At 56.0% G+C, this 25,755-nt stretch carries 23 protein-coding genes and 2 pseudogenes; 8 read left to right on the top strand and 17 right to left on the bottom strand.

Annotated elements, in window-relative coordinates; translation table 11 throughout:
- The first annotated feature begins 60 nt into the window (after positions 1 to 60).
- Positions 61 to 276 (top strand): hypothetical protein, encoded by a 216-nt coding sequence (locus ACVWZP_RS19240; RefSeq protein WP_017848546.1) that lies wholly within the window; start codon positions 61 to 63, stop codon positions 274 to 276.
- A gap of 587 nt (positions 277 to 863) precedes the next feature.
- Positions 864 to 2,150 (top strand): OprD family porin, encoded by a 1,287-nt coding sequence (locus ACVWZP_RS19235; protein ID WP_079442642.1) that lies wholly within the window; start codon positions 864 to 866, stop codon positions 2,148 to 2,150.
- 73 nt (positions 2,151 to 2,223) lie between these two features.
- Here ACVWZP_RS19235 and ACVWZP_RS19230 read toward each other — a convergent pair whose 3' ends face one another.
- From ACVWZP_RS19230 to ACVWZP_RS19195, 8 genes are all read right to left on the bottom strand, one after another.
- Positions 2,224 to 4,353, bottom strand: coding sequence for a M48 family metallopeptidase (locus tag ACVWZP_RS19230; protein WP_457370056.1), 2,130 nt, complete (start codon positions 4,351 to 4,353; stop codon positions 2,224 to 2,226).
- Positions 4,354 to 4,489: 136 nt separating this feature from the next.
- A complete protein-coding gene (locus ACVWZP_RS19225; RefSeq protein ID WP_026140221.1) occupies positions 4,490 to 6,067 on the bottom strand; it encodes a M48 family metallopeptidase in 1,578 nt (525 codons plus the stop codon).
- 13 nt (positions 6,068 to 6,080) lie between these two features.
- Positions 6,081 to 6,446, bottom strand: coding sequence for a hypothetical protein (locus tag ACVWZP_RS19220; RefSeq protein WP_017848541.1), 366 nt, complete (start codon positions 6,444 to 6,446; stop codon positions 6,081 to 6,083).
- Positions 6,447 to 6,483: 37 nt separating this feature from the next.
- The gene (locus ACVWZP_RS19215; RefSeq protein WP_169863812.1) at positions 6,484 to 7,827 is read right to left on the bottom strand and encodes a CHASE2 domain-containing protein; all 1,344 of its coding nucleotides are present in this window, start codon (positions 7,825 to 7,827) and stop codon (positions 6,484 to 6,486) included.
- A 339-nt stretch (positions 7,828 to 8,166) separates the two neighbouring features.
- Positions 8,167 to 9,165 carry an NADP-dependent oxidoreductase gene (locus ACVWZP_RS19210; protein ID WP_457370055.1) on the bottom strand — a complete coding sequence of 333 codons (999 nt, stop codon included), beginning with the start codon at positions 9,163 to 9,165 and terminating at the stop codon, positions 8,167 to 8,169.
- A 68-nt stretch (positions 9,166 to 9,233) separates the two neighbouring features.
- Positions 9,234 to 10,103: an alpha/beta fold hydrolase gene (locus ACVWZP_RS19205; RefSeq protein ID WP_457370054.1), complete on the bottom strand. Its 870-nt coding sequence runs from the start codon at positions 10,101 to 10,103 to the stop codon at positions 9,234 to 9,236.
- Between the two features lie 46 nt (positions 10,104 to 10,149).
- Entirely contained in the window at positions 10,150 to 10,938 is a 789-nt protein-coding gene (locus ACVWZP_RS19200; protein ID WP_457370053.1) for an SDR family NAD(P)-dependent oxidoreductase, read from the bottom strand.
- Positions 10,939 to 11,004: 66 nt separating this feature from the next.
- Positions 11,005 to 12,105 carry an alkene reductase gene (locus tag ACVWZP_RS19195; RefSeq protein ID WP_275958516.1) on the bottom strand — a complete coding sequence of 367 codons (1,101 nt, stop codon included), beginning with the start codon at positions 12,103 to 12,105 and terminating at the stop codon, positions 11,005 to 11,007.
- Between the two features lie 146 nt (positions 12,106 to 12,251).
- On the opposite strand from ACVWZP_RS19195, the gene ACVWZP_RS19190 reads away from it, so the two are divergent.
- From ACVWZP_RS19190 to ACVWZP_RS19175, 4 genes are all read left to right on the top strand, one after another.
- The gene (locus tag ACVWZP_RS19190; protein WP_457370052.1) at positions 12,252 to 12,821 is read left to right on the top strand and encodes a TetR/AcrR family transcriptional regulator; all 570 of its coding nucleotides are present in this window, start codon (positions 12,252 to 12,254) and stop codon (positions 12,819 to 12,821) included.
- A 619-nt stretch (positions 12,822 to 13,440) separates the two neighbouring features.
- Complete coding sequence (locus tag ACVWZP_RS19185; protein ID WP_457370051.1) at positions 13,441 to 14,025, top strand: hypothetical protein; 585 nt, start codon at positions 13,441 to 13,443, stop codon at positions 14,023 to 14,025.
- Between the two features lie 317 nt (positions 14,026 to 14,342).
- Positions 14,343 to 14,729, top strand: a complete 387-nt coding sequence (locus ACVWZP_RS19180; RefSeq protein ID WP_434626535.1) for a TIR domain-containing protein — start codon at positions 14,343 to 14,345, stop codon at positions 14,727 to 14,729.
- Positions 14,729 to 15,715 carry a caspase family protein gene (locus tag ACVWZP_RS19175; protein ID WP_434626533.1) on the top strand — a complete coding sequence of 329 codons (987 nt, stop codon included), beginning with the start codon at positions 14,729 to 14,731 and terminating at the stop codon, positions 15,713 to 15,715. Before ACVWZP_RS19180 ends, ACVWZP_RS19175 begins: the two co-directional genes overlap by 1 nt.
- 75 nt (positions 15,716 to 15,790) lie before the next feature.
- Here the strand turns inward: ACVWZP_RS19175 and ACVWZP_RS19170 are convergent, their stop codons facing one another.
- A complete protein-coding gene (locus ACVWZP_RS19170; RefSeq protein WP_457370050.1) occupies positions 15,791 to 16,054 on the bottom strand; it encodes a hypothetical protein in 264 nt (87 codons plus the stop codon).
- Between the two features lie 566 nt (positions 16,055 to 16,620).
- Between ACVWZP_RS19170 and ACVWZP_RS19165 the strand changes: the two genes are divergently transcribed.
- A complete protein-coding gene (locus ACVWZP_RS19165; RefSeq protein WP_457370049.1) occupies positions 16,621 to 17,619 on the top strand; it encodes a hypothetical protein in 999 nt (332 codons plus the stop codon).
- A gap of 55 nt (positions 17,620 to 17,674) precedes the next feature.
- Here the strand turns inward: ACVWZP_RS19165 and ACVWZP_RS19160 are convergent.
- From ACVWZP_RS19160 to ACVWZP_RS19150, 3 genes and pseudogenes are all read right to left on the bottom strand, one after another.
- A pseudogene (locus ACVWZP_RS19160) lies at positions 17,675 to 17,998 on the bottom strand (hypothetical protein); the annotation flags it as partial.
- Between the two features lie 549 nt (positions 17,999 to 18,547).
- Entirely contained in the window at positions 18,548 to 18,838 is a 291-nt protein-coding gene (locus ACVWZP_RS19155; protein WP_457370048.1) for a DUF3077 domain-containing protein, read from the bottom strand.
- Between the two features lie 476 nt (positions 18,839 to 19,314).
- Positions 19,315 to 19,725 (bottom strand): NUDIX hydrolase, encoded by a 411-nt coding sequence (locus ACVWZP_RS19150; RefSeq protein WP_457370047.1) that lies wholly within the window; start codon positions 19,723 to 19,725, stop codon positions 19,315 to 19,317.
- 123 nt (positions 19,726 to 19,848) lie between these two features.
- Here ACVWZP_RS19150 and ACVWZP_RS19145 point away from each other — a divergent pair, with 123 nt between their 5' ends.
- On the top strand, positions 19,849 to 20,151 hold the full coding sequence (locus ACVWZP_RS19145; protein ID WP_457370046.1) for an SDR family oxidoreductase: 303 nt from the start codon (positions 19,849 to 19,851) through the stop codon (positions 20,149 to 20,151).
- 97 nt (positions 20,152 to 20,248) lie between these two features.
- Here ACVWZP_RS19145 and ACVWZP_RS19140 read toward each other — a convergent pair whose 3' ends face one another.
- The 5 genes and pseudogenes from ACVWZP_RS19140 to ACVWZP_RS19120 all read right to left on the bottom strand — a co-directional run bounded on the left by ACVWZP_RS19140 (position 20,249) and on the right by ACVWZP_RS19120 (position 25,631).
- Positions 20,249 to 22,681 carry a TonB-dependent siderophore receptor gene (locus ACVWZP_RS19140; RefSeq protein WP_457370045.1) on the bottom strand — a complete coding sequence of 811 codons (2,433 nt, stop codon included), beginning with the start codon at positions 22,679 to 22,681 and terminating at the stop codon, positions 20,249 to 20,251.
- Between the two features lie 111 nt (positions 22,682 to 22,792).
- The gene (locus tag ACVWZP_RS19135) at positions 22,793 to 23,740 is read right to left on the bottom strand and encodes a FecR domain-containing protein (protein ID WP_457370044.1); all 948 of its coding nucleotides are present in this window, start codon (positions 23,738 to 23,740) and stop codon (positions 22,793 to 22,795) included.
- Positions 23,740 to 24,241 (bottom strand): annotated as a pseudogene (locus tag ACVWZP_RS19130) (sigma-70 family RNA polymerase sigma factor). The gene ACVWZP_RS19135 and the pseudogene ACVWZP_RS19130 overlap by 1 nt, the downstream one beginning before the upstream one ends.
- 602 nt (positions 24,242 to 24,843) lie before the next feature.
- Positions 24,844 to 25,467 carry a Fic/DOC family protein gene (locus ACVWZP_RS19125; RefSeq protein WP_169886759.1) on the bottom strand — a complete coding sequence of 208 codons (624 nt, stop codon included), beginning with the start codon at positions 25,465 to 25,467 and terminating at the stop codon, positions 24,844 to 24,846.
- Positions 25,464 to 25,631, bottom strand: a complete 168-nt coding sequence (locus tag ACVWZP_RS19120) for a YhfG family protein (protein WP_090234743.1) — start codon at positions 25,629 to 25,631, stop codon at positions 25,464 to 25,466. Before ACVWZP_RS19120 ends, ACVWZP_RS19125 begins: the two co-directional genes overlap by 4 nt.
- Between the last annotated feature and the right edge of the window lie 124 nt (positions 25,632 to 25,755).

The raw sequence follows: 25,755 nt of genomic DNA, 5'->3' as shown, positions 1-25,755 counted from the left end.
GCAGTTCTGTCATAAACCTTGAGTAAGTTAGCCGCTCATGCAGTAGGAGAGAGCGCTGAAATGAATGTCGATATCAACTTGATGCACACGCGCACGTTCCACCCCGTGCGAGTCAACAGTGACGAAATCCATGCGCTGGCGCTCTGGTTGAAGGCACATGGCTCACGGCAGGTCAGGCAGCCGCCTGATTTATTCAGTGTGATGAGTGAGCGCTACCCGGCAGGCTTGTTCAGCGACGAAGAAATGCACGCATTGTGCGAATTGATGAATAACTGAGAACTCGCCGATCAACCATCGGCGAGGGAGCATGTTCGCCATTGCGGTGTGCCCTTCACTGAATAAGTGATTGAGCTATACCTGTCGCGAGCAGGCCCCCGTTTAAAGTCGGTTCAGTCTTAGAAACGGCAGGTTCCCCTCACCATGATGTGACGACAGATCTTCGGGCTGAATCTGCGTCACATGGTTCGCTTAAGCGCATAAGACCTTACTTGAGAATAATGACAATTATTTGCATTTGTGCGCGTACCTGTTCCCACGCGTTCGACTTATAAAATATGTTAGTGGGGCCGTATTTTTTCTGTATGGATAAGATTTCCAGGCGATGGCCGAAGCGCTGTAGGCCGTGGCTTAGAATTTTTTTGCCTAAATACAGACGATTCGCGAAATTGACACATAGTTCAACGCAAGACTAGCATTGCGTCCAACGCCTGTGGCTAACAGCCATGACTCAACCAATAAGAAAAGGCCTGCGGCAGTTCAGTCGTCCGCGGGCTTTGTTTTTTTCGGAAAAAGTCGACACCAAAACAGCAATATGGAGCCTGGTGTCATAGCGCGTACTCAACCAGTAATAAGGAATATAAGAAATGTTGAAACAACGGATGAGTCTGATCGCTCTGGGGATTTTGAGCGCATCGACAGCCATGGCAAACGACCAGGAGCAATCCAAGGGTTTCGTTGAAGACAGCCACCTGAACATCGCCGCACGTAACGCTTACATCAGCCGTGACTACAAGAATGGCAAGCAAGACAAAGCCGAATGGGGCCAAGGCTTCATCGGTAAGTTCGAGTCCGGTTTCACCCAAGGCACCGTCGGTGTGGGTGTGGACGTGATTGGCCAGTACGCCATTCGCCTGGACGGCGGTAAAGGCCGCAGCGGCGCGGGCGGTATCGACTTCTTCAAGCAAGGCGACAGCGGCTCGGCCGCCAACGACCTGGCCAAAGGCGGCGCGGCGGTGAAGTTCCGCCTGTCCAACACTGTGCTCAAGTACGGCGACCAGTTCCCGAACGTGCCCGTGCTGGCTTACGACAACTCTCGTCTGTTGTCGGAAACCTACACCGGTACCTCGATCGTTTCCAAAGAGATCGAAGGTCTGCAACTGGACGCGGGTCACTTCACCAAGGAAGCGCGTAAGAGCGCTGAAGGTACCGACAGCGGCCGTCTGAAAAGCATCGATTACATCGGTGGTAGCTACAAATTCACCGAAAGCCTGTCGGCAGCGCTGTACGCCTCCGACATGCAGGACGTGCTGAAGAAGCAATACGTCAACGTCAACTACGTACTGGCCCTGCCGGAAAAGCAGTCGCTGACGTTTGACTTCAACGGCTACAAGACCAAGCTGGATCGCAGCTTCGCCCTGGAAAACCAAGGTGATGCAGACGCGCGCGACAACAAAATCTGGAGCCTGGGCGCCACGTGGGCTGTTGGTCCGCACAGCTTCACCGTCGCTCACCAGCGCAGCACCGGCGACACCGGCTACCTGTACGGCGGCTACCGCAACGATGGCGGCATCGGAGACGGCGGCAACACCATCCTGCTGGCCAACTCCTACTGGTCCGACTTCAACGGCAAGGACGAGCGTTCGTGGCAAGCGGCCTACGGCATCGACTTCGCTACCTTCGGCATGCCTGGCCTGACCTACAACGTGGCCTACGTGCGCGGTACCAATATCGACGACGGCAGCGGTCGTGGCGATGGCACCGAGCGTGAAATCTGGAACCAGTTCAAGTACGTCGTTCAGAGCGGCCCGGTCAAAGACCTGAGCCTGCGTGCTCGTGCCTCGTGGTTGCGCGTTTCCAACAACGCCAGTAACTACAACGTAGGCGGTAACGAGTTCCGCCTGTTCGCCGACTACCCGATCAACGTTTTCTAATTGATCCGGCGTCGCGCCTGATTGCAGGCGATAAAAAACCCCGACTGGTTCGGGGTTTTTTTATGTCGCGGGTTCAGTCCTGCCGGTTTTGCAGAATCTTGCGGGCGAGGGATGCGTTGACGTAGTCGGTCATCAGCGTCAGGCCTTCATAGGGTTCGATCTTCTTGTTGTCGATGCACAGCTGCGCCATCTGCAACAGCACCTGACGTTTCTTGCGGTTGACCCGCGCACCGGGTACGCCGAATGCGGTTTTGCGCAGTTCGGGTAACGGCGCCTCGGGCGTCAGTTCGACGGTCACCCAGATGCCTTGGACAAACTGCAGCGTGACAGTGGCGATGTGTTCGATGGGCAGCGGTTGCGCCAGATTGGCAAACACGAAATGTTCCGGCGTCAGGCGCAACGCGGTCTGCGGCGCGCGTTTGAACCGGCGGATGCCCAGCCACAGAAATATCAGCGCAATGCTGGCAATCCCCGCCCCGGCACCCACGGCGGACAGCGCCGTGCCTTTCAAGCGCTCCGGGGCAAGCCAGGGCTCGCTCATCATCGCCAGCCCCAGCAACATAAACGGCAGCGCCAACACCGCCATTAACACGGCACGTCGGCGACCGCCTTCGTGCAGGGCATGTTCGCCTTGCGCCGAGGCGGCCAGGGTTTCCAGCAGATGAGTGTGAGCTGTTTGTTCGCAGGCCGCTGCGGCGATCAGGTCGTGGGACAGTTGCTCACGCAGCGGGTGCGCCGCGCTGAAAAGGGCATCGATTTGCCGGCTCGCAGCCTCTGCGTCCACGCCACGGGTGGCGCTGTGCATGGCGTCGGCCCAGGGCACACGCAATGCGTGCAGGCGCTCGCCGTTGGAGGGGTGGGAATCGGTCGGGTGGGGTTGATGCGTTTCCAGCGCTTCGTCGGGTGCCTGCAATTCTTGGCCCTGCAACGCGGCGAGGGCGGCGTTCAGCACATCGCCCTCAACGGGGGTGTCGCAATGGGCCAGTAGCACGTCTTCCACAGGCGTCTGCAACACCGATATGCGCAACAGCGCCGAGGCTACTGCCGCATTGCCTGCCAAGCGGCCACCGGCGGCGTCGGCCAGCAACTCGCGCTCACGGCTCCAGCGGTTCACCGCATGATCGAAGCGCTGCATGAAAAACACCCCGAACAGGAACGACGGGCGCATCAACCAACCCTGGATCAGATCGCTGTTCATCATGGTCTGCGCCAGCGTCTCCAGGCTGCGGCTGACGCCATCGTAGATCGGCACAAAGCGCAGGCTGTACTCGGTGTCTTCGCCGACAAAATGCGCCAGCTCATGGCCGATCACGGCGTCGACTTCCTCGCGGCTCAGCAACCCGAGGTACAGCAGCGGCACATGCAGGGTGCGCCCGTGCAGCGGCGTTTCAGCGGGCCGCACCGTGGCGGGGCTGGAGGTCACGTAAAAGCCCAGGGCGAGGCTGACCACAATATGATCCGGCGGCAACGCGCCCAATCTGTCGGCCAACTCGCGCACCTGGCGCCATAACCCGGGCGCCTGTTCAGCCGTCACCACGCGGCCGAACATCTCGAGCGGCGTGGGCTCGAACATCACCAGCATGTGCCGCAGTTGTTTGAGCAGCAGCCAGATCGAATACAGGCAGATTACCGCGATTACCCCCAGCCACCCCATCAGCTTGACTTCGCCCCGGCCCAACCGGCCGATATGCCACAGCGCCAGGCCCTCATAACTCAGCACCAAGGCGAGCGTCGCCGCCATCGCCACCACCTGGCTTACCAGCACGTAGGGCAACAACCGGCTGCCCAGGGAAAATACCTGCAGCAACTGTTCTCGCGACTGCTGCGCGCGCCGCCCTGCCCATTGCGTACCGGCCAGCGCGGCCACGCCGATCAGCGCGGCGAGCAGTCCGAGCCCCATCACCCAGGGTGCCAGCGTGCGCAAGACGCGATTGAGTTGGCGCGCGGTGGGCAGCTCGGCCTCGATTCGCGCCAGTCGGGAGAGAAACTGCTCCGGGCTGAGGGCGTCACTGCCCACCGTAATGGGCACCGTCGGATTTTCTTCCACCCACCTCTTCAGCACGGGCTTCATCACGTTGACATAGGCTTGGGCTTGCTCGGGAACCAGCGCGCCCTCGGTGGCGCGCTGCAATTGCCATGTTCCAACGCCGGCCAGCAGCAGGGGAAAAATGATCAGCAGGAAAATCAGTTTTATGGCGTTCATGGGAGTCCGTTCGCAACGCAGAAAGCGAACGTTTATACCGAAGAACACGTGGGCTGGGCGAGAGGAGCGGTCTTCCCGGGCGTTAGGAAAAAGCGCCGCGGGAAGGAGGAGGGCTCTGTAGGCTAGATCGTCAGCCTCAGGCTTTGGCTGGCGCCAGTTTCTTGCAGTTTGCCTTGCGGGTCGGGTATTGCTCGCACTTGCGCAGCACGGTTTGCACCTGCTGCGCGTTCTGCAGTTGCTGGTTGGCCAGCAACTTCTCGGTGATGAACAGTTCTTCCGAGCCCAGGTTGCGTTCGGCCTTGTCGATCATCGCCAGTGCCGATTGCCCGTCGCCGCGCTTGAGGTGGTAGCTGATCATCAGGTCATAGGTCGACGGGCCGGCCAGGCTCCAGTCCTTGATGGCCTGCAACTCTTTCAAGGCTTCGCCGCTGTTGCCCTGGGCCAGGCGCACGGTATACGCCGTGCGCCGGATGCTTGGCTGGTCCTTGACCGGCGAGGCCAGGGCTTTGCGGATAAACCCGTCGGCCGCAGGCAGCTTGTTTTTCTCCAGGGCGTCGTTGGCGAAGTAGGCGTCCTTGTAGCCCTGCATGGCCTTGGCCACTTGTGGCGTACTTTTGATCTTCGCCCAGCTCTCGGGGTTGATGCGCGCGCGGCGCTCCTGGCGGTACTCGCGCTGCAGGTACTGGCGCAACTCGGTGTCGCGATCCATCGCCGACATGTGGGAGCGATTGAAATACTGGGTGGTCGCGGAAATGCTGGTGGTCAGCCCATCTTTGACCAGCACGTCCAGCTCCTGGGTGAAGCGGTTGAGATTGAACTGCTGCAGCGAATCCTGCATGGCGTTCTTGCGCGCGGTCAGGAAGCCGCTGAGCAACGGTTTCTGTTTGCCCTGGAAGTCGTTGAGGCGCTCCAGGCTATGGGTGGCGGCACGGGGCGCGTAACCGGCGCGGATCATCAAGTCGGTGCCGAGCAGGTCGGCCTGGTCTTCCTGGGTGCGGCCCCACGCGGTGCTCCACACATGGTCGGAAAACGTGTTGGCCAACGTGGTGTAGAGCACGGTGTTGCCGATGGTTTTCTGGGTGCCGGCGGGGTCTTTGCTGAACAGCTTCATCGTGCCGGAACTGCGGTCCACGCCGGTATCGGCGGCCATGGTGGCCAAGGCCACGGTGGAGGCCACTGTGGTGAACATCTCTTTCTGCTGCTGGAAGGCCGCCATGCGGTCATGGTGATGCAGCAGAACGTGGCTCATTTCGTGGCCGAGCATTGCAGCGATTTCATCTTCGCTGCCGACGTTGTCCAGCATGCCCAGCGGCACGAACACATTGCCGTAAGGGTCCGCCGAGGGCCCGAAGCTGTAGCTGTCGGTGATTTTCACCTGCAAGGCCGGCAACTCCCCCGGCCAACCTTTGGACAGGCGCGTGACAATCCCCTGCAGATACACCTGCAGCATCGGGATATCCACCAGGTTCTGCTGGCGTGCTTCGGCCGCCGGTACGGCGCGCCCGTCATAGCTCAAGCGCTGCTGGCTCTGGCGTTGCGGGTCGAGCTTGTAGTACTGGCGCACGTCGGTGTTATCCACGTAGTGGCCCTGGACCCTGGATTGGGTCGACGGACCCACCAGGTTCAGGAACGCCTGGTCGGCGCCCTTCAATGTCGCGCAACCACTGAGTACCGTGCTGGCCAGTAAGCTGGCTGCCAATAGAGATCCCTTCACCGCACCGCTCCTTTTATTGATTGCAGCCCGCACCAAAACCGATGGTGGAGTTGTTGCGGCTGTCTTTGGTCTGGCTCTTGGTCAGGCCCTGGCAGGGCAGGTCGACCACATTGAGTGGCGGTTCGATGCGCAGGTCCATGGTGTCCAGCCAGACCTTCTGACCCGCCAGCTCAACCTGCACCAGATCCAGCGCCTTGTTGTACTGCAACACGGGGACGGGTTGGGTCGGCGCGTCTTTTTTCGGCAGCTCGCGCTGTTGTTTACCCTGCTCATCCAGCACCGCCACCGGGTCGGCCAGAAACGCCTTGATGCTGTGGGTTTCCGCCCAGGCACCCTGGGTGAAGAGTGCAACGAGCACGACGATCAGACTTCTGTTCATCCTTGGATTCCTTGAGTCAAATGACAAAGCGACGCGCTCAACGATCGCGATCGAAGAAGGCTTCGATACGTTCGCTGAACAGCACCAACGACAGCAAAACAATGCCCAACACGTTCACCGGCGTGATGTGGCTGACGCTCAGCAGCACACTCACCGAGACGAGCACCGACATCACCAGCAGCCATGACGGGCACGGCGAAGAAAAAAACCAGATTTCCTGGCGCCGCCACCGGCTCCAGGTGCGCTGACCCGCCAGCCGCCGCGCGTGCAGCGCCTTGAGCACGGCAATCAACGCCAGCAGGCCCAGTTCGAGCAGGTCCAGCCAATTAAAGGGCAGGCCAGGGAAGTTGGCAGGCTCATGGTCATAGTCCATGCCCGCATTGATCAGGTTGTCGAGGGCCATGGCATGCAGATAAACGCCAGGTAGCTGGCCGTGTACCGGCGACTCCACCAGATCACCCGTCGAAGTGATATTGGCCCCGACCAGGACCAGACGGTCGCGCAGCAACTCGGCGACCAGGGCTTGGTCGTCCGGGTCGCTGACTTCCAGGTCGCTCGCCGCCAACGTCAGCGTATAAGGGCAGCGTGCCTGCTCCGAGTCATCGAGTTTCCAGAACACCGCCTGGAGCAACTGCGCCAGGCCATCCAGCAAAAAATGCCGCGCCGGTGCGCAGTGGCGCACGTCGGCGATCCGCGCCTGCTCCGGTGCCAGCTTCAGCCCCCATTGCACCGCGATCGGTTGCCGGCGTGCGGCGGTTTGGGCGTCCACCGGCGGCGACGGGCAGGCCTGTGTCCCACAGAATGCGCGGTACAGCGCCAGGGCCGGTGTTTCCATCAGGCCTATGGGCGTATTCACCGCCAGCGGGTACTTGTCATCGACTCCATCCCATGCCACCAGGCCCGGGCGGCTGACCTCGACAAACGGTGCCAGCGTATTGGCCTGGCCTGCCTCACCCCGCTCCACCCCGGTATTGGCCAGCCACAACGGAATGCCCTGGCGTTGATAGCGCTCGAACACATTCGCCAATAACTGACTGCCCCGTGCCGGGTCGCCGAAAGAGTGGTCATGGCTGTAGAGCAAGTCGACAAACACCGCCTTGGGTTTGAACGCCAGCAAGCGCTTGAACAACTTGCTCTGCTCGCCATAGGGCATCGGCCAGGAGGTGGCGTTGCGCATCAGGTACGCGTCATCGATCAACACCACCGCCACCCGCTGCTGCCCTTCATGGGCGTAGTGGCTGGCGAACATCCGGTTGAGCCACTGCGCCGACGCCTTGTCGCTGGAACTGGCCAGGCCGAAAGGATCGAGGATCGCCAGCAGCACGATGAGGGCCGCCAGCCAATAGCGGCGGTATTTGAACAGCGGGGGGGTCGACAACATCCATGTCTCGATAAAAGGCAGCAGCAAGACAGGGTTTTTAACGTGGTGGAGAGGGGGTGTCAATTGGAAAGGTGGCTAAGTGCCATATCCTGTGTGTGAATTGCCGGCGCAACCTGAAACATCGTGAGCAGGCACAAACAAAAAGGCTCATCTTTCGGCGACCCTTTCCCGTTACTGCTCAAGCATCAAGCTACGCCAAATGATTATCGGCGCTTCCACAGGTGCAACTTGCGGTTGCAACGGCGCCTGTGTGTGCGGTGGCGGTTCCTCTGGTTCAGGCGCTGGGGGCTGGTACTTGGCGGCGTGCACGTTATCGACTGACATATTGTTGGAGTGCGCTTATTGGAGAGTGATGATGACTTTGCCTTTTGACCTGCCCTGCTCGACGTAGCGCAACGCTTCTGCCGTCGATTCAAAAGGGAAGGAACGATCGATGACCGGTTTGATGACACCAGCTTCGATAAGCGAGGTGATTTTTTGCAGTTGTACGCCGCTGGCCCGCATAAACAGAAATGCATAGTTCACCCCGTGCTTGCGGGCTTTTCTACGAATACCGCTGCTCAGCAGGCGCATGACTTGTCGCAGCATCCAGGACAAGCCTTGCGCTTGGGCAAAGGCTGCCGTCGGTGGCCCGGAGAGGGAAATGAGCTGTCCGCCGGGCTTGAGAACCTCGACCGATTTCATCAGCACATCCTTGCCCTGGCTGTTCAATACCACGTCGAAATCGTGTAATTCGCTCGCAAAGTCGTGCTTCTTGTAGTCGATGACCACATCCGCCCCGAGCGCCTTCACCCATTCGACATTCGCCGTGCTGGTGGTGGTCGCAACGAAAGCGCCGAGGTGTTTGGCGAGCTGGATGGCAAACGTGCCGACACCGCCGGAGCCGGCATGAATCAACACCTTCTGGCCTTTTTTCAGCTGGGCGGTCTCAACCAGCGCCTGCCAGGCCGTCAAGGCGGCCAAGGGGACGGACGCCGCTTCGGCCATGTCCAGATTCGAGGGTTTCAGCGCGAGTGCGTTTTCGTTCACGGCGATCAGTTCGGCAAACGTGCCGATGCGATCCTCGGGAGGGCGTGCATAGACTTCGTCTCCCGGGTTGAACCGCGTCACCGCCGAACCTGTGCGAACGACCACCCCCGCCAGGTCGTTGCCCAAGACCAATGGAAATGTGTAAGGCAGGATCAGTTTGAATTCGCCGGTTCTGATCTTCGAGTCCAACGGGTTCACGCTCGTTGCGTGCACCTGGATCAGAACGTCATGCACACCGACCGCAGGGTCGGGCACTTCGCCAAGCATGCCGTTCTGCTTGCCGTAGCGGTCGATAAAAAATGCCTTCATGTTGCAACGCTCTTGTCGGTGGAATGAGAACGGGGCGCGGCCCCGGCAACGTTGATGCGATGAGACGTTCAGGCGTCGAGGAACGCCAAGGCCTTGCTCACGAAATCGCCAGGGTGCTGGAAAATGCTGCCATGCCCGGCGTCCGGGTAAATGACCAGTTGCGCGTCAGGGATTCGCTTTGCCAGCTCAAGCGAGTTGACCGTGGGCACCATGATGTCGTTGTCGCCGTTGGCGATCAGTGTCGGCATCTGCAAGCGCCCGAGGTCTTGCGGCGCCTGCTTGCCCCACGCAGTAATGGCTTTTAATTGCCGAAAAAACGCACGGGGTGTCGGGCCTTTGTCCCGGTCTTGCTGGCGTTCTTTCAGCCGTTGCAAATACTCGGACGCGCCGCGTTGTCCGTTGGCCGTGCCGGTAAAGAATAGGTAGAACTTGGGATCGCGTAGCGTCAGCAGCCCCTTGAGCATCAACGGCCAGGTCACCGAGCCGACGTTGTCGATGCCTGTGCCGCCGGCCGGTCCGGTTCCGGTGAGGATCAGCCGGCGCACGCGTTCGGGGGCTTTCAGGGCGATGTCTTGAGCGACGAAGCCGCCGAGTGAAAAGCCGAGCAGGTCCACCTTGTCCAAACCCAACGCACGGATAAAACCGATGCCATCGTCAGCCATTTCACCGACGGTCAACGGCGCGGCGCCACCCGAGCCACCGATACCACGGTAATCGGTGGTGATGACACGCCGGTTTTTCGCCAGACCGTCAATGATCCTGGGGTCAAAGTTATCCAGCACTGCCCCCCAATGGTTGAACATGACCAGCGGGACCTGCGTTCTGGGGCCCAGATCGCGGTAGGCAAAAGGTATCCCGCCCACCAGAACCGACTGGTTCGCCGCGTGGATAAATGACGACGGCGAACCGGGATGATTGCTGCTAGCCAAAAGAGTCATGTTTATTCCGTGCGATTGCGGAGCGGGCCGACCTGCTCGACAGGGTTCAGACTTCAGTCAAATAGCGCGGCGCCACGACGGACTGTCTGATCTGCGACAAAAGACCCTGACGTGCGGTTTGCAGGGCATTCCAGCGCTCGCCTTCTTGCAGCGGCGGAATGGTCACCGGTTCGCGGCGATCGAAGCCGACCAGTGCGGCATCGACCAGGTCAGCCACTTCCATGACTTCGCTCAAGGTGTTGATGTCGATACCGGCGCGATCCCAGATCTCCGTGCGGGTGGCCGCGGGCAATACGGCCTGCACATAAACGCCCTGAGGCGAAAGCTCCAGGCTCAGGCCTTGGGAAAGGAACAGCACAAACGCCTTGGTCGCCCCGTAGACCGACATACCAAACTCAGGCGCCAGGCCCACCACCGAACCGATGTTGATGATCGCGCCTGCACCGGCTTTGGCCAGGCGTGGCGCGATGGCGCTGGCGAGTCGCACCAGCGCAGTGGTGTTGAGGGCCACCAGCTGCGCCACGCTGTCGGTGCTTTGCTCGATGAAGCTGCCGGACTGCGCGGCACCGGCATTGTTGACGAGGATGCCGATGCGAGCGTCATCCCGCAGGCGCGCTTCGACGGTCTGCAGGTCGCCGAGTTGAGTCAGGTCGGCCGGCAGCACTTCAACGGCGACGTTGTGTTCGCCACGCAACTTTGCGGCGAGTGTTTCCAGGCGCGCGTGGTCGCGGGCAACCAACACCAGATCATGCCCGCGTTGGGCAAAACGCTCGGCGTAAACCGCGCCGATGCCAGTGGAAGCGCCAGTGATGAGAACGGTAGGGTAAGTTGTCATGATGTCAGCTCTTTATCGGGAACATGGATTGATGCACGAATAAAACCGGGCTCGATCAGCCAGTGCTCAGTTCGCGCGGGTGCTGGATTCGGCAAGCGTTGGGTAGTCGATGTATCCCGCCGCGCCGCCGCCGTAGAGCGTGGAGGGGTCGAAGGCGGACAGTGGCGCAGCGGTCTTGAGCCGCTCCACCAGATCGGGGTTGGCGATAAACGGGCGGCCAAAGGCGATCAGGTCGGCCCTGTCGTGCGCAAGGCGTGCGGTGGCCAGGTCCAGGTCATAGCCGTTGTTGGCGATGTAAGTGTTCTTGAAGCGCTGGCGCAAGGCGTCGAAATCAAAGGGCGCCACGTCGCGTGGCCCACCGGTTGCGCCTTCGACGACGTGCAGATAAACGATGTCCAGGGCATTGAGTTGATCGACGATGTAATCGAACTGAGCCTGCGGATCAGTGCTCGATACACCGTTGGCCGGCGAGACCGGCGAAAGGCGAATCCCCGTGCGATCAGCACCAATCTCGGCGGCTACCGCGGCCGTCACTTCCAGCAGCAGGCGCGCACGGTTTGCGATCGAGCCGCCGTAGGCATCGGTGCGCAGGTTGGCGCCGTCCTTGATGAACTGATCCAGCAAATAGCCGTTTGCACCGTGGATTTCCACACCGTCGAAGCCTGCCGCAATGGCGTTTGCCGCCGCTTGGCGGAAATCGTTGACGATGCCTGGGAGCTCGTCAATTTCCAGCGCGCGCGGCTCGGAAACGTCCTCGAAGCGATTATTGACGAACACCTTGGTCGCCGCACGCAGCGCGGAAGGGCCTACCGGCGCCGCGCCGTGCGGTTGCAGATCCACGTGGGAAACACGGCCCACATGCCACAGTTGTAGGAAAATCCTCCCGCCCTTGGCGTGTACGGCATCGGTCACCTTGCGCCATCCCTCTATCTGAGCCGCTGTATAAATACCAGGCGTGTCCTGATAGCCCTGCCCCTGCTGGGAGATCTGCGAGGCTTCGGAAATCAGCAACCCCGCGCTGGCCCGCTGGCTGTAATAGGCCGCAGCAAACTCACTCGGTACAAAACCCTTTCCGGCGCGATTGCGCGTCAGTGGCGCGAGAACCACGCGGTTCGACAGCGTCAGAGCCCCCAGTGTGTAGGGGGTAAACAGGTTTGAGTCGCTCATGGGTGTGTGTTCCGTGCCCGTTGGTAAATGGTCATCTCGCTTGCGATTAGGATGATGATCGAAATCTAAACTGTCAACGGTTTTGATTATGGTCGACATCTATGTATCATCAGCCGATGAATTTCAGCGGCAGAGAGGTATCGAACATGCGAGTGTCCAAGGCTCAGGCCCAGGCAAATCGGGAGCACATCGTCGAAACGGCCTCAGTCGTGTTTCGCGAGCGCGGCTTTGACGGAGTCGGCGTGGCCGACCTGATGGCCGCCGCCGGTTTCACCCATGGCGGTTTCTACAAACATTTCGGCTCAAAGGCCGACCTGATGGCCGAAGCCTCGGCCAACAGCCTTGCGCACTCACTGGCCAACGCCGAAGCATTGAGCGTGAAGGACTTCATCGATCTGTACGTCTCCAGGGACCATCGCGACAGACGCGCCACGGGTTGCACCATGGCAGCGCTGTGCGGTGACGCAGCGCGTCAATCGGGCGACTTGAAGTCGGCATTCGCTGAAGGCATCGAGCACATGCTGCAAACGCTCGGCGAAAAATACCCGACCAGGCCGGATGCCGCGCCGGGTGAGGCAAGGGAGAAAATGATCGACCTGCTGGCACGCGCGGTCGGCGCGATCACGCTATCGCGCGCCTGCCCTGACGACTCGGCGCTGGCGGATGAGATTTTGGCGGTGTGTCATGGGCAGATGATCGAGTCGTTGTCGGATTAGTTGGGGGGGTGATGGTTTTGGGGGGCGGGGGAGGAGCATGATTTTCTTGTGTTGGGAGGCAAGCCCTCGGGGAGGGCAGGACTTACTCGCTAACTCTCCCCTAAGTAACCGCCAGTTCACCCCGGAAACAACAAAACCCCCGCATTTCTGCGGGGGCTTTGTTTTGTATGGTGCGGCACCAGGAGTCGAACTTTCGCATAAAAATTTGTTTTTTATCGATATTTAATACTTCCACTTTTATCTCTACCCCTAAAATTACCCCAGCGGCATCCGAGTGATAACAGGAGCTTCGGTGTATTCCTCTTCTTTGAAAGCGGGGAGCCCCGAGCGCCTAAAATCTCGCTGCAGCGTCGCGGACGTTACCGAGCCCTCGCACAAACGCCGCTTGAGAGAAAAAGCCTCTGAGAGTTGCTGACTTCAGCTGATGCCCACTTGGTTCCCCGGAGTGATCGACAGCCGATCTAGACTCAGTGCTTACAGACCACTCGGCTGAAAGCAGCAGCGGTAACTCCGCCCCTGCACAATCCGCAAAAAGTTGGCCCGATCCGCAAAAACCCCTAGCAACGCATGGCCTTTTGATACTACTATCAAGCTTCGCCTAAATGATAGTTGTAAGAAAATGAAGTCTGACGACGAAGAGTACAAACTCTACGAAAAAATTTATCTTGCAGAAGCCGAGCGAAAAGAAAAATTGCTGGCACGTCTAAACTTGCCATTGGCTATGATAGTAGCGCTGTTGAGTTACCTTTCATATCTACTTTCGAAAGCTCCGAGCGTCGATAGCAAAGAAGGGGTTTTCTTCTGGGTCACATACCTGATGGCTGGAGTCTATCTTTTAGTTGCGGTGGCTCATTTCTCTAAAGCTTGGCGAGTTCGAAAAGATGATTTAGTTATCCCAACCGCTGAAGACCTTGAATGTCACCGAAAAATATTGATTAAGTATTATGATGGAGATATTTCAAAAGCCAACGGCCAATTTATGCAAATCATGATGGAATATTACATCATGGGCGCAACAAGAAACGCAAAAAACAATGATGGCCGCAGCACTCAACTAGACCAATTTTCGAAATACGTCATTTACTCTGTAATAGCTTCAGTTATCGCTTTCATCCCGGTGTACTCAGCAACTCATAACGAGGAGATTTGTGATGTCCGATCAAAAGCCGCCACCGCCACCGCCACCTCCGATGCGCAATGTTAGAGGTGATGTTCCATTACCACGTCGCGAGTCGCCGCCACCTCCACCAACCAAAAAAGATTAAGTAAAAATCCGATCGGTGATATGTCCATGACTAAATCAGTCCAGCAGTTTGGATGTACCCGATCTCTAAAAAAACCTTTTGCGCAAAATGGTCGACGGGCAAACTTTTGCGAAATTGAGAAAAATAAAATCCCAAGATTTATCAATAGTATTTAAGGGCGAAAAAACAAGCCAGCTATGCTAGCTAAAAATCCGGAAGCACAAATGACACAACTATAAACCGTAGTTGTCAAATGCCAATACATGGAGTTACTGTAATGAAAAAGCGCGTATTCATTTCTTTCGATTATGACAACGATGTAACCCTGAAAACTTTTTTGGTGGGGCAGGCAAAACTTGACGACAGCCCATTCGATTTAGCAGATTGGTCTATCAAAGAGCACATTGATGACAACTGGAAGGCCAAAGCCAGAACGAGGATTAAAGCCGTTGATGTAGTGTGCGTAATTTGTGGCAATAACACTGACACGGCTGTTGGAGTAAGCGCCGAAGTGAAAATCGCCCAGGAAGAAGGGATACCGTATTTCCTTCTCAATGGCTATTCTGATACGACATGCATAAAACCTAAAGCTGCGCTATCCAGCGACAAGTTGTATAAGTGGACGTGGTCTAACCTTAAGGCACTTATCGGCGGAGACCGATAATGAAAAAAGCCTTAGTCATCGGTATAGATGATTACCCAACAGCACCATTAAAGGGCTGTGTCAATGACGCAGTTGCGATTGCTGAATTACTAGAAAATGACGGGGGCGGCGATCCCAATTTTTCTGTTATCAAATTAGTCAGTAACGAACAACAAGTCACAAGCGAGCTACTGATAAATTCCATCTCTGAGCTTTTTAGTGGAGAGGCTGATACAGCGCTCTTATATTTCGCCGGGCACGGAATAATTGTTCCAGAAACCAACGCTGGGTACATTGTAAGTAGTGATGGGCGACGTGGCGCATGGGGCACCTCACTTTCAGAAATACTCGCACTGGCAAATAGATCTCACCCCAAGATTAAGTCCTGCGTGATAATTCTTGATTGTTGTCATTCGGGTTACGCAGGAGAAGTGGCGGGAGTAGACGGAAATGCATCTGTAATTGGCACTGGAGTAACTATATTAACTGCGAGTCATCGTGAAGGTGGTGCGATGGAGGAAGATGGCCGAGGAATATTCACTGATATATTACTTGACGGTCTTAGAGGTGGGTGCTCAGACATTCTTGGAAATATCACCCCAGCCGCAATTTATTCCCATGTTGATCAAACGCTCGGACCATGGGAGCAGCGCCCAATGTACAAAGCGAATGTACAGCACTTTGTCGCCTTGAGAAAAGTAGATCCAAAGGTACCAAAAGAAGTATTGCGGAGACTTGTAAAATATTTCCCAAACAAAACTGATATTTTTGCATTAGACCCATCCTTTGAGCCTGACAGAGAAAATATTCCAGACGAGTTCAAACATCTACCTGTAAGCGAAGAGAATGTGAAAATATTCAAAGAGCTCCAACAGTGCAATCGCTACGGCCTTGTGATCCCAGTAGATGCGGACCATATGTTTTATGCCGCAATAAATTCGAAAGGATGCAAGCTTACTGGACTAGGAGCCCACTACAGAAAACTAGCAGAGATGAAAAGAATATAACCCTTATCGCTACTTTCTAATCCTTGGGGAGCGTTTCTCATAAATCTCTCCAAGCCAAATTTCACGTAAAAATCATCAATCCAAACCAATATTATTTATAATAAATTCCAAATACTTCCTCACTTGTTCCCTATCGCTATCCTTTTCCGCCTCAGTAAGATTACGGTAAGGTATTTTTATCTGTTGCTCCCATTTCACTACAAGCTCGCTAGGAACTGTCAGCGAGCCGTCGTCATTTCGCGAACACTTAGAATGAAGGTATTTTTGCCAGTGCGCCCAGCGCTCGTGCTCAATTGCGGCAAGCGGCTCCAATAATTTAAGCAGATGCGACGCTGACATGTCATTTCACCATATTAATTCAGTCAACGTTTATTCTAGCAGCTATTGCAAAATCTGCGAACCCTGCTCGGATATACACAAGCATCAACGTTCGCAAGAATCAAAATTAAGGCTTTATTTTCGAAATAGCTCATGTGTTTCTTCCAGTTCGCTACAGTATGTCGACCGTAAATATCCAGATTTATATGTGTTTAATTTTCGAGCGTACATTGAATGAGCATGTCTTTCCCAATCGAATTTTGATCAACCGTGCAGTCAGGAAATAGTAATACCGAGTCGCCTCACTCCGCTCAGCTAGGCGGTGTTCAAGAAACCAAACCACATGCTCTCTCTGCCAGCTCCAAGCGATTCTCGGTATAGGCGATCGTCTGTTCCTAGTCAAAACCACCTTAGATCAGTGATTGCGGCCGCTAGAAAAGCCTTGCGCTGAACGTCAGCCAAAAGGGACGTCCGATCTACAAATTCATGCGTCCCTTTTTTTAGCTTTTTTCAATCAAAAATGGCGTTATAGTGGGTTAAGGGATATTGGTTGCGCGTCCGGTGGGACGTCGACATAAGGAGAAGTTATGGAAAACTCAACAAGAAATCAACATTTTATCTCTCAGTCCGAGCAACGAAGTAATTGCATAGACGAGAGCAGACCAAAGGATAAGCAGCGAATCTACAAATTTGAAATTGCAGATCGAGAAAATAGCGTTGTTCGCCTGACCAATGCTGGGGGCGTCAAGATCAAGAAGAATCTCTCTTTTGATGATCTTTTCAGTTTTGATGTAAAAAACTCATCCCTAAGAAAAAATCTAGAAGATTTCTTTCATAAATTTGAAGCTGATCTTGCTCCAGCCGCTGACCTTCTCGTTTTCGAGTCAAAGGCCAATTCTGGAGGCGACGTGTTGAAGGGCGCCGCTGAAAAAGTGTTCAAAGCAAAGTTTATGGGGTGGATAAGAAACCCATATTCTATTGCTCGAACAATTGATATGTATAAGGGGGTGGCGGGATTGTATCCAACCAGCCCTATTTTGCTAGCCGACTTCTGTGACATTCGCACGGGAGTCAAGCCCCACCTGGCTGCTGTTTGCACAGAGTTTGGGGTGACGAGTGATCAGTACTTCCAGTGGCTGGAGATTCTTTTTCTGGCGTTAATGATCCCGCCTGGCAGCACAAAAAGTATTTTGGAAGCTACCGTCGAGAAGATTGTTGAGTCAAAGGGTCAAATGGGCCATGTAATAGTGGCAACTTTTGACGACGTTACGGGCTGCCGAGTCGCTATACCGGACACAGGCTATCTCCAAGGAACTGAGGATCCCAATCACAATATGTTTCTTTTTAATTTGAGTCGGAGTGCGTTTGCTGCATTCAATGTCGTGGACTTGTCAAAACAGACCCTTGTAGAGGTCCCATCGCGGATGAGGGGCCAAGTAGGATCATTCAATATGAAATTCTCGGCACAGCATCATCATAATGATATGAAGCTACTTGAGAGATTTAACGCGCTTGCCGCGTATCAAGCCCATTCTCATATTTTTTGTGCCGATCCTCAGGTCTTCGGAATTACCACTATTCAATGAGGAAACAGGGGTCAGACCACCATTATTGAAAACATGCTCTGACCCCTATTTTCCCTACGGGTGCCTCAATGCCCAGGGCTGGGTTCACTTCTAGGAAGCCCCGGTTGCGCCCCCACTGCAGTACACGGCGAAGGTAGCGCAGTGCGTGAGCGGCTTTCGACGGTGTGCCTTCGTCCGCGAGGCGATCAACGATCCGTTGAACCAAGGCAGAAGTGAATTTACGAACTGCCAGTTCGCCCAGCGGCTTGCCCAACTTGGTGGGAATTTTCAGGAGAACATCGCGGGAGTAGCAATAGTCGTCATGAGTTTTGGAACTGAGCTTCTTGTATCGATCGCTGTCGTGGAAGCACAACGCCACGGTGGGGGAAACAGGGGTCAGACCACCATTATTGAAAACATGCTCTGACCCCTATTTTCCCTTGTTTGAGTAAGGTGGGTTTTAGTTATATTGATTATTAAAAAATGTTCTAATTGACTGTTGTTTTTAACAGGTTTCAAGATTTATGCATTGTGCAAAGGTTTTTATGTCGTGTGTCTGGTTTTTATTTTGGTGGAGATTGATCATGATAAAAAGAATATGGGTGGACGGTATCGAACCTGGACTAAGTGAGGAGGAAGTTAGAACTAAGCTCGTGTCGGCCGGGTATAAAGTATTAGACTTAATTTATGACCCCAGAAGTGGCCGTACGGTAATAGTTCATGCTGTTGGCGTGGCAAGTGATGCTGAGATCCAAAGAGAATATTCCATCTGGCGGATCGAGGACGCAATTATGCATGTGGACGCCAAAATAGTTCCAGGTGGCGACGGTGGTGAGTGAGAGGTGAAAGGATTGAGCAATATTTCATTGCCTATGAAATAAATCGAGTTTTTAAGTATGTAAAAGATGCGCAAGCTGGCGCCCGACTCTAAGTGACGGGCGCCGTTTTTTTACTGCGGGTGTGGGCCTCCCGGTTGTATCGCCAAGACTAGGTCGTCAATGATGGCCTTGCCCATGTCGCATAGGTAATGCGAGGCAAACGCGAATTTCTCAGCCCTTGGGTCCATTGCGGCTTCAAGCGAGAGCATTTTTGCGTAGTAGAGCAAGTGTGCCGCATGTTCAAGGGCTTCTCGAATCGGAACCCCGGCGTTGACGCGAAACAACTTCAAATGGTTTTTTTCTTCGCCACACTCTGCGAAGGTTTGGGCGCCAATGGTTTCTGCTGAGAGAGGATCGCTCATTGCTGGCCTCCCATGTGATCGGAGGCGGCATTGGGACGGACGGCACTACGGTAATCAAGCATGGTGTGAAACCTCTGTGATGACCAACTGAGACGGCCACACATCGATTCCAGGCGATGGGTGGCAGCCGTGCGCAGGCTGGAAACCGAGACAGAGACAACTCGGCAGACACGAATGTCTCCCGCACACGGCCGCCATGAAGCACAAACGGCAGGCACAAAAAAAGCGTCCGCTGATTGTTTGACGACGCTACGTGCGTCTCGGTTTCGGGTTTCCAGGCCCGGTCGCTGATGAACAGCGACGGGAAGGAGGTTAGCGCTATGGCCTGCTATCTGCAACTGGCTCTATGTCCCCTAATTCCGCTTTGCAATAGTGACGGAGGGCGTCAGAAGTAGTAAAAACGGGGTCAGACCCTTATTCCCCAGCCTCATCGGTGGGCGCTGGCCTGAATGACTCAAGAAGAGCTGAATACACACTCAGATTTCAGCAAGAGTAGTCCTGAGAAAGCTCAAAGCATCCTTGAAAACCTGATGCCATCTTTCAGAAGGCTCACTCATTAGTGGATGCCAAAAAAATCTGAACTCATGACCTCCATCGTCTTCTGCAAAATGCACCCAAGTATCGGGAAGGTCTTGGGCAACATGACACTCATGAAATGCCCATGTGTGTCCCGTTTCAATGGCACGCCATTCACCCAGATTTCGCCCTACCGCGGATTGAATCCCTGCTTCTTCTATCAGCTCTCGCACGGCAGCCAAATCGGTGGACTCACCTGGTTCCACACTGCCCTTGACCAGTTGTAGCCCTGCCAATGGATGCTCAAATGCCAAGATCTCCAGCGTTTCACGGGCTCGCAGAACCACAGGACAAGATTTATCTGCTCTCATGCCGTCACACCTTTCCCTGTTTCAACTAATCCTTAGGCAAGTCGAGAAGCATAGAGGAAGCAAGCTGTCATCGAAACCGAGTGACGCGAAAGCCCCGTCAAGGCGTGTTAAGCGTCCGCGACCATGACGATGAAGTACACACATTTCAGTCCTGGGCATTTGGCAGAGGTGGTGACGCTGAATCCATTGTCTGCTGTTCAAGCTGCAAGGAAGGGGAAGCATGGAGTGGAAATAGGGGTCAGACCACCATTATTGAAAACATGCTCTGACCCCTATTTTCACCGCCGAAGACGTCGCCGCCGGCACCCGGTCGGCCACATGGGCGAGATCAGCGACATTGCCCAGGCGGTGGTTTACCTGGACAGCGCCAAGTTTGTCACCGGTAAAATTCTGCACGTGGATGGTGAGCAGAGCGCGGGTCACTAAGACCGGGTTTCCACACCGCGAAAAAACGAAGCCCTCGTAGCGATACGAGGGCTTTGTTGCATGAGCTGCAGAAAGGAAACCGGTTTGATCGCAGAAATCAGAAATCCCAGCGAGTGGTGACCATTACGTTGCGGGGGTCACCGTAGTAGGCGGTGTTATAGAAGCCGATGTTGGTGTAGTAGTACTTGTCGAACAGGTTGTTCACGTTAAGCGTCGCGGAGACGTTGTCGGTGATCTGGTATTTGGCCATTGCGTCAACCACCCAGTAAGCTTCCTGGGAGAACTCTTCGTAACGGCTCTTGCCACTGTTGTATACGTCTTGCCAGGCCTTGCCCTGCCAGCGTGCACCGCCGCCGATGGTCAGGCGGTCCAGAGCCCCTTTGAGTTTGTAGGAGGTAAAGAGGCTGACTTGGTCCTGGGGTTCCCAGGTCGAGACCTTGTCGCCATTCTCGTCGCGGATGATTTTGTGGGTATAACCAGCCTGTGCCTGCCAGCCAGGGGCCAGTTCGCCGGACAGCTCAGCCTCGAAGCCTTTGGTCTTGGCGGTAATGCCTTTGTAGGCATATGAAATGGCGGAGTTGGTCGGGTTGGCGTTGTACAGCGCATCTGCTTCCGCGCGGTTGGTTTCGTGCACTTCAAAGTAGGCCAGGCTGGTGTTCAACCCCCCGTTGAAGAACTCGCCCTTCACACCAATTTCGTAGTTCTTGCCTTCGTCAGGTTCAAGCAGCTTGTTCTCACTGTCGCGGTTATACACCTGCGGCATGAAGATTTCGCTGTAGCTGGCATACGCGGTGAAGTTGTCGTTCAGGTCGTAGGTGACGCCGGCGTAGGGCACGACCTTGCCAGTTTCAGTGGAATTGTTATCGCCTGTCAGCCAGTAGTTGGCTACGCGGCTGCCGAGGAAGACGTTCAAGTCATCCGTCAGGCTGAAGCGCGCGGCCATGTAGCCTGCGGTTTGCCGAGTGGTTTCATCAATGATTCTGGTCGGCTTGCCCCAATCCGGCTCTGCGAAGTTGCCGTCGAAGTTCCAGAAGTCGACGACGCGACCGTTGGCATGGATGGGGGCGCCATAGTCCTTGCCCCTCCATCGGGAGTTGGAGGCCGAGGCACCAATCACCAATTCGTGTTCACGGCCGCCCAGGCTGAATGGGCCACTGGCGTAGATGTCGCCAGAATCGGCACGGGTATGGCCGGTGAATTTGTTCGCATAGAGCGTCGACAGACCGCTTGCAGTGAATGGGCCCAGTTGGATCGCACCCATCGGTGCGTCATATCCAGTGAACTGGTGGGTATATTGGCCCTTCACGACCCAACCGTTCTCGAAATTGTGTTCCAGAGTGGAGAACACGCTCTGGGTGTATTGCTCCCAGCTGCTCCACTTGGCGCCGTTGTTGAACGAGCGCTTTACATCGATGCGGTTACCGCTGCGGTCGAACAGGGGACGGCTACCCGACCAGCCAGAACCTTGAGGGTCGCTGTTCTGGTAGTCGAAGCCCACGGTCAGTAGAGTGTCTTCGTCGAGGTCTGCTTCCAGGGTACCGAAGTACACATTGGTCTTGCGCTCATAACGGTCCACGAACGAATTCTTGTCCTGGTAAGCCGCCACGGCGCGGCCGCGCACGTTGCCGCTGTCGGTCAGCGGCCCGCTGACGTCGACCTGGGAACGGTAGTTGTCCCAGCTTCCCACACCCAGTTCCGCACTGCCTTTGAACTCACGGGTAGGCTTTTTGCGGATTAGGTTAATGGTGGCCCCAGGCGCCCCGGCCCCCGTTAACAGGCCACTTGCCCCCTTGAGGATTTCCACGCGGTCGTAGATCGCCATGTCACTGAGGGTTTGCCCGGATGAATAGGCCGAGTTACGCAAGGTAGGGATGCCGTCGTATTGGAAGTTCTCGACCGAGAACCCTCGTGAGAAATAGTTGGTGCGCTCGCTGTCCAGGGTCGACAGGGTAATGCCCGGGGTATGGCGCATCACGTCATCGATGGAGTTAAGCGCGAAATCGTCCATGTGCTGACGGGTGATGACGCTGATTGACTGAGGTGTTTCACGCGGGGTCAGCACCATGCGGGTAGCCGTAGCGATGGTTCCTGGCGTGTAAGAGCCAGTGCCTTCAGTCACGGTTCCCAACTGGTTGGTAGTGACCTGCGTGGCCCCCAGTTCCAGGGCATCGTCGGTGCTGTTCGCGACCAGAACGTACCCGCCATTGCTCTGACGTTGCGCTTGCAGTCCACTGTTGGCGAGCAGGCGCGACAGCCCATCCTCGATGCTATATGAGCCTTTGAGCCCGGCCGTTGTGAGATGACGAGCCTGCTCGGTGTCGAACGAAATAGTAACCCCCGCTTGCACACCAAACTGGGCCAGGGCGGTACCCAACGGCCCGGGGGCGATCTGGTAAGCGCTTAGGCTTTGAGCCATGACCTGAATCGGCATTAGCGCCAGGCCAGACAGGCTGGCGAGGGAAGCGCCCAGTACGGCCAGGCGAACGGCGCGCGTCAGCAGCGTCGGGGTTTTGAGGGGAAGCGGGGGCATTCAGTGATCCTTCCGTTGTCATGGCAGAAACCCGCTATATCGCGGCTTATGTCATTGACGGATGAGAATCGAAATCAGCAAGGTTTACGGTGAGGATTCTGCGACGCAGGTTCACACCGGTTCAATGCTGGCCCAGTAACGCGTCAGGTAACGCACTTTTACCGGCAAGGATTTTCCCAGGTTTTCCAGCACTGTGTCCGTATCATCGATGCGGAAGGCGCCCGAAATGCTCAACCCCTGAACCTCTGCGGCACAGCGCAACACGCCCGGGCGATAGCGCCCCAACTCCTCGATGAAGTCCCCTAGACGCCAGTCGTCCACGCTCAGCATTCCCTGCACCCAGGCGGTCGAACCCGCTGGCAGGGGGCGGGCGCTGCCCACCCGATCACGATCGAACGTGACCTGCTGGCCGGTTTCCAGGCGCAGCGCGTGATCGGCATGCCGCTGCGGGCTGACTTCAACCGCCGCCTCTAGCACACCGACCCGCGTTTGCTCGGGCAGTTGTCGCACACTGAACCGGGTGCCGAGCGCGCGCACGCTCCCTTGCGCGGTCTGAACCATGAAGGGGCGCTGGGCGGGATCCTTGGCGGTCTGCACAATAATTTCGCCACGGAGTAGCTGGATCAGCCGCTGTCTGGAGTCGAAATGGATGTCCAGTGCGGTGTCGGCGTTCAGTTCCAGTTGCGAGCCATCGTCTAGGCGCAGCGAGCGACGTTCCCGGATGCCCGTGCGCTGTTGCGCCAGCATCAAGCGGTACGGCACCTGCTCAACGGCCAGCCATGAACCGCCGCCAACGGCCATCAGCATACCGAGCATTTTCAGTACGTCACGGCGTTGCGCTTGCGCTGCACCCAGGCCGGACAACGCCGCCTGCTGCGGCATCATCGCCCACTGCTGCTGAAGTTTTTCAACCCGCGACCAAGCGGCCGCATGTTCAGGACTGGATTGCATCCACGCCTGCCACGCCTGCGTGCGCGCTTCGCTGGCTGCACCGTCATTGAGCTGGACGTACCACGTGGCGGCCGCTTCCAGCGTCTCCAGGGTCAGGGGCGAGGACATCAGTTATCCACCAGCAACAGGCATTGGGTCATGGCGCGAATCAGATGATTCTTCACCGTGGTCACCGACACACCGAACCGCTCGGCCGCCGCCACGTAGCTCAGCCCTTCGAGCTGCACCGCCAGGAAAATCTCCCGCGTGCGCTGGCCCAGCTCATCTAGCAGGGCTATCGACCGCCATCAGCATCTCGATGATGGACAAGCGAATCTCCGGCGAAACATCCACCGGTTCCGGCCGCTGGGCCAACGCGTACAAGTAAGCCTGCTCAATGGCGCGGCGACGGGATTTATCGATCAGCAGCGAACGGGCGATGGCGCTCAGATAACCACGGGGTTCGCGGATGGGCGCGTCATTGCGCGCCGTCATCACCCGCAGGAACGTGTCCTGGGCCAGGTCCGAAGCATCGGCGGCGTTGCCCAAACGCACACGCAACCAGCCTTTCAGCCAACTGTTGTGTTCGCTGTACAACCGATGAAGAGCCGAATGATCAAGCGCCGACATGAGAGAGACACCGAGGTATAAATGGTAATCGATCTCATTATCGTGATGGCGGGATTTTAATGCAAGGGACTTCCCATAGCACCCACTGAATGAAGTCCGTGGAAAACCTGATATCGCGAACAGGCACTCCACGGATCGAGCATGATTTTTACGCGCAGCGTATCAGGCAATTGGGTCGAGCTGCTCCAGCATAAAAACGGGGTCAGACCCCTATTCCCCAGCCTCATCGGTGGGCGCTGGCCTGAATGACTCGAGAAGAGCTGAATACACACTCAGACTTCAGGGAAACAGGGGTCAGACCACCATTATTGAAAACATGCTCTGACCCCTATTTTCCTAATTTAGCCGTGAGCGCGAAACCAGTTGCCATCCAGCGGCTATAACTGGCGTAGGAACCCCGTCGATGGTTGGATCATCAGCGTAGGGTGAGCCCCCCACACCCCTGCTTGAGGGTGTGTATATGAATATCAAGCGTACTTTCAAGGGCTGCCGGCAATGGTGGCCCTTTTCTTTATCTGTCACAAAAGTGTGTAGCGCTTGTATAGCTGGTCGCCGGGGGAAACGCTGTCCTGTCTTTTTTCATGGGGCTTGTTCACTCCCCATCAGGCGTCGTCTGCATTGTCTTCCATGATCGGCAGACCAATGCAACGATCAAATATCTGGATCAGCGGGCCATCGTCGCCATGAAATGACTGATGATTCGCTTTAATCCATTCTTGTTTGTCGACTTTCCACCAATTGATCTCGTAACCCGCGTTGATGATGATCCATTCGAACAGCATCCGCTGGGCTCGTCCGTTACCTTCTCGGAAGGGATGTGCGACGTTCAACGTACTGTAGGACTCGGCGACGGCTTTGAGCAGTAAGTCGCGTGAATAGCCTTCAAACCAGCCGTTGGACTCGACTTTTCGGAATTCTCTGGCGGCTTCCGGCTCTATGCGGTCAGGGACGCAGAACTGATTTCCACCTTTGCTGATCTTTACCGTCCGGATCTCGCCCGCCCAACTATAGATAGCCGAGAATAGGGTACGATGAATTTGTTTCAGAGTATCCAGGCTGTATGGCGGCTCTATGAACTCAAGCCGCTCTGCGGCAGCTTCGGTGAGATAGCGTTCGGCCTCGTTGAGGTCGTCCTCATCATGCAAATCAAGTAGGTTTTTGAGGGTACCTGTTCCCCGGTAACAGTAGGGATCCTGATCGACCCCGTATTTGTCATTACTACTCAAGCTTTGATTTGCCGAACGGCCATGAGCGCAGCTTCGCGAGTGGGAAGCTTGTGATCGTCATTTGGAGAGGTCGTAAAACCCTCGAGGCGCAAGCTGGCCGCGAAGTTGGATTTACGGTGTTTGGCGAAGTAGGCTTTTTTGGCTTGAAAACTCAGCTTTTCCACGTCTGCTCTCCACGGATGTGTGCCCGAGAGTATAGCTTATTCAACTAGCTGTTTGGCTCTGCATCAGCGCTACTCGTCGCCTTGGGAGATGCTCCCACCGAAGGCCGGGCTGGAAGGACATTTC

Source organism: Pseudomonas sp. TE36184 (assembly GCF_054060055.1).
The sequence above is the reverse complement of the archived record's forward strand: the minus strand, read 5'-3'. Positions and strand labels throughout refer to the sequence as shown.

Bases quoted from the DNA above. Each gene is read 5' to 3' on its own strand.
- ACVWZP_RS19240 (WP_017848546.1), top strand. From the start codon at position 61: ATGAATGTCGATATCAACTTGATGCACACGCGCACGTTCCACCCCGTG.
- ACVWZP_RS19235 (WP_079442642.1), top strand. From the start codon at position 864: ATGTTGAAACAACGGATGAGTCTGATCGCTCTGGGGATTTTGAGCGCA.
- ACVWZP_RS19230 (WP_457370056.1), bottom strand. From the start codon at position 4,353: ATGAACGCCATAAAACTGATTTTCCTGCTGATCATTTTTCCCCTGCTG.
- ACVWZP_RS19220 (WP_017848541.1), bottom strand. From the start codon at position 6,446: ATGAACAGAAGTCTGATCGTCGTGCTCGTTGCACTCTTCACCCAGGGT.
- ACVWZP_RS19215 (WP_169863812.1), bottom strand. From the start codon at position 7,827: ATGTTGTCGACCCCCCCGCTGTTCAAATACCGCCGCTATTGGCTGGCG.
- ACVWZP_RS19210 (WP_457370055.1), bottom strand. From the start codon at position 9,165: ATGAAGGCATTTTTTATCGACCGCTACGGCAAGCAGAACGGCATGCTT.
- ACVWZP_RS19205 (WP_457370054.1), bottom strand. From the start codon at position 10,103: ATGACTCTTTTGGCTAGCAGCAATCATCCCGGTTCGCCGTCGTCATTT.
- ACVWZP_RS19200 (WP_457370053.1), bottom strand. From the start codon at position 10,938: ATGACAACTTACCCTACCGTTCTCATCACTGGCGCTTCCACTGGCATC.
- ACVWZP_RS19195 (WP_275958516.1), bottom strand. From the start codon at position 12,105: ATGAGCGACTCAAACCTGTTTACCCCCTACACACTGGGGGCTCTGACG.
- ACVWZP_RS19190 (WP_457370052.1), top strand. From the start codon at position 12,252: ATGCGAGTGTCCAAGGCTCAGGCCCAGGCAAATCGGGAGCACATCGTC.
- ACVWZP_RS19185 (WP_457370051.1), top strand. From the start codon at position 13,441: ATGAAGTCTGACGACGAAGAGTACAAACTCTACGAAAAAATTTATCTT.
- ACVWZP_RS19180 (WP_434626535.1), top strand. From the start codon at position 14,343: ATGAAAAAGCGCGTATTCATTTCTTTCGATTATGACAACGATGTAACC.
- ACVWZP_RS19175 (WP_434626533.1), top strand. From the start codon at position 14,729: ATGAAAAAAGCCTTAGTCATCGGTATAGATGATTACCCAACAGCACCA.
- ACVWZP_RS19170 (WP_457370050.1), bottom strand. From the start codon at position 16,054: ATGTCAGCGTCGCATCTGCTTAAATTATTGGAGCCGCTTGCCGCAATT.
- ACVWZP_RS19165 (WP_457370049.1), top strand. From the start codon at position 16,621: ATGGAAAACTCAACAAGAAATCAACATTTTATCTCTCAGTCCGAGCAA.
- ACVWZP_RS19155 (WP_457370048.1), bottom strand. From the start codon at position 18,838: ATGAGCGATCCTCTCTCAGCAGAAACCATTGGCGCCCAAACCTTCGCA.
- ACVWZP_RS19150 (WP_457370047.1), bottom strand. From the start codon at position 19,725: ATGAGAGCAGATAAATCTTGTCCTGTGGTTCTGCGAGCCCGTGAAACG.
- ACVWZP_RS19145 (WP_457370046.1), top strand. From the start codon at position 19,849: ATGACGATGAAGTACACACATTTCAGTCCTGGGCATTTGGCAGAGGTG.
- ACVWZP_RS19140 (WP_457370045.1), bottom strand. From the start codon at position 22,681: ATGCCCCCGCTTCCCCTCAAAACCCCGACGCTGCTGACGCGCGCCGTT.
- ACVWZP_RS19135 (WP_457370044.1), bottom strand. From the start codon at position 23,740: ATGTCCTCGCCCCTGACCCTGGAGACGCTGGAAGCGGCCGCCACGTGG.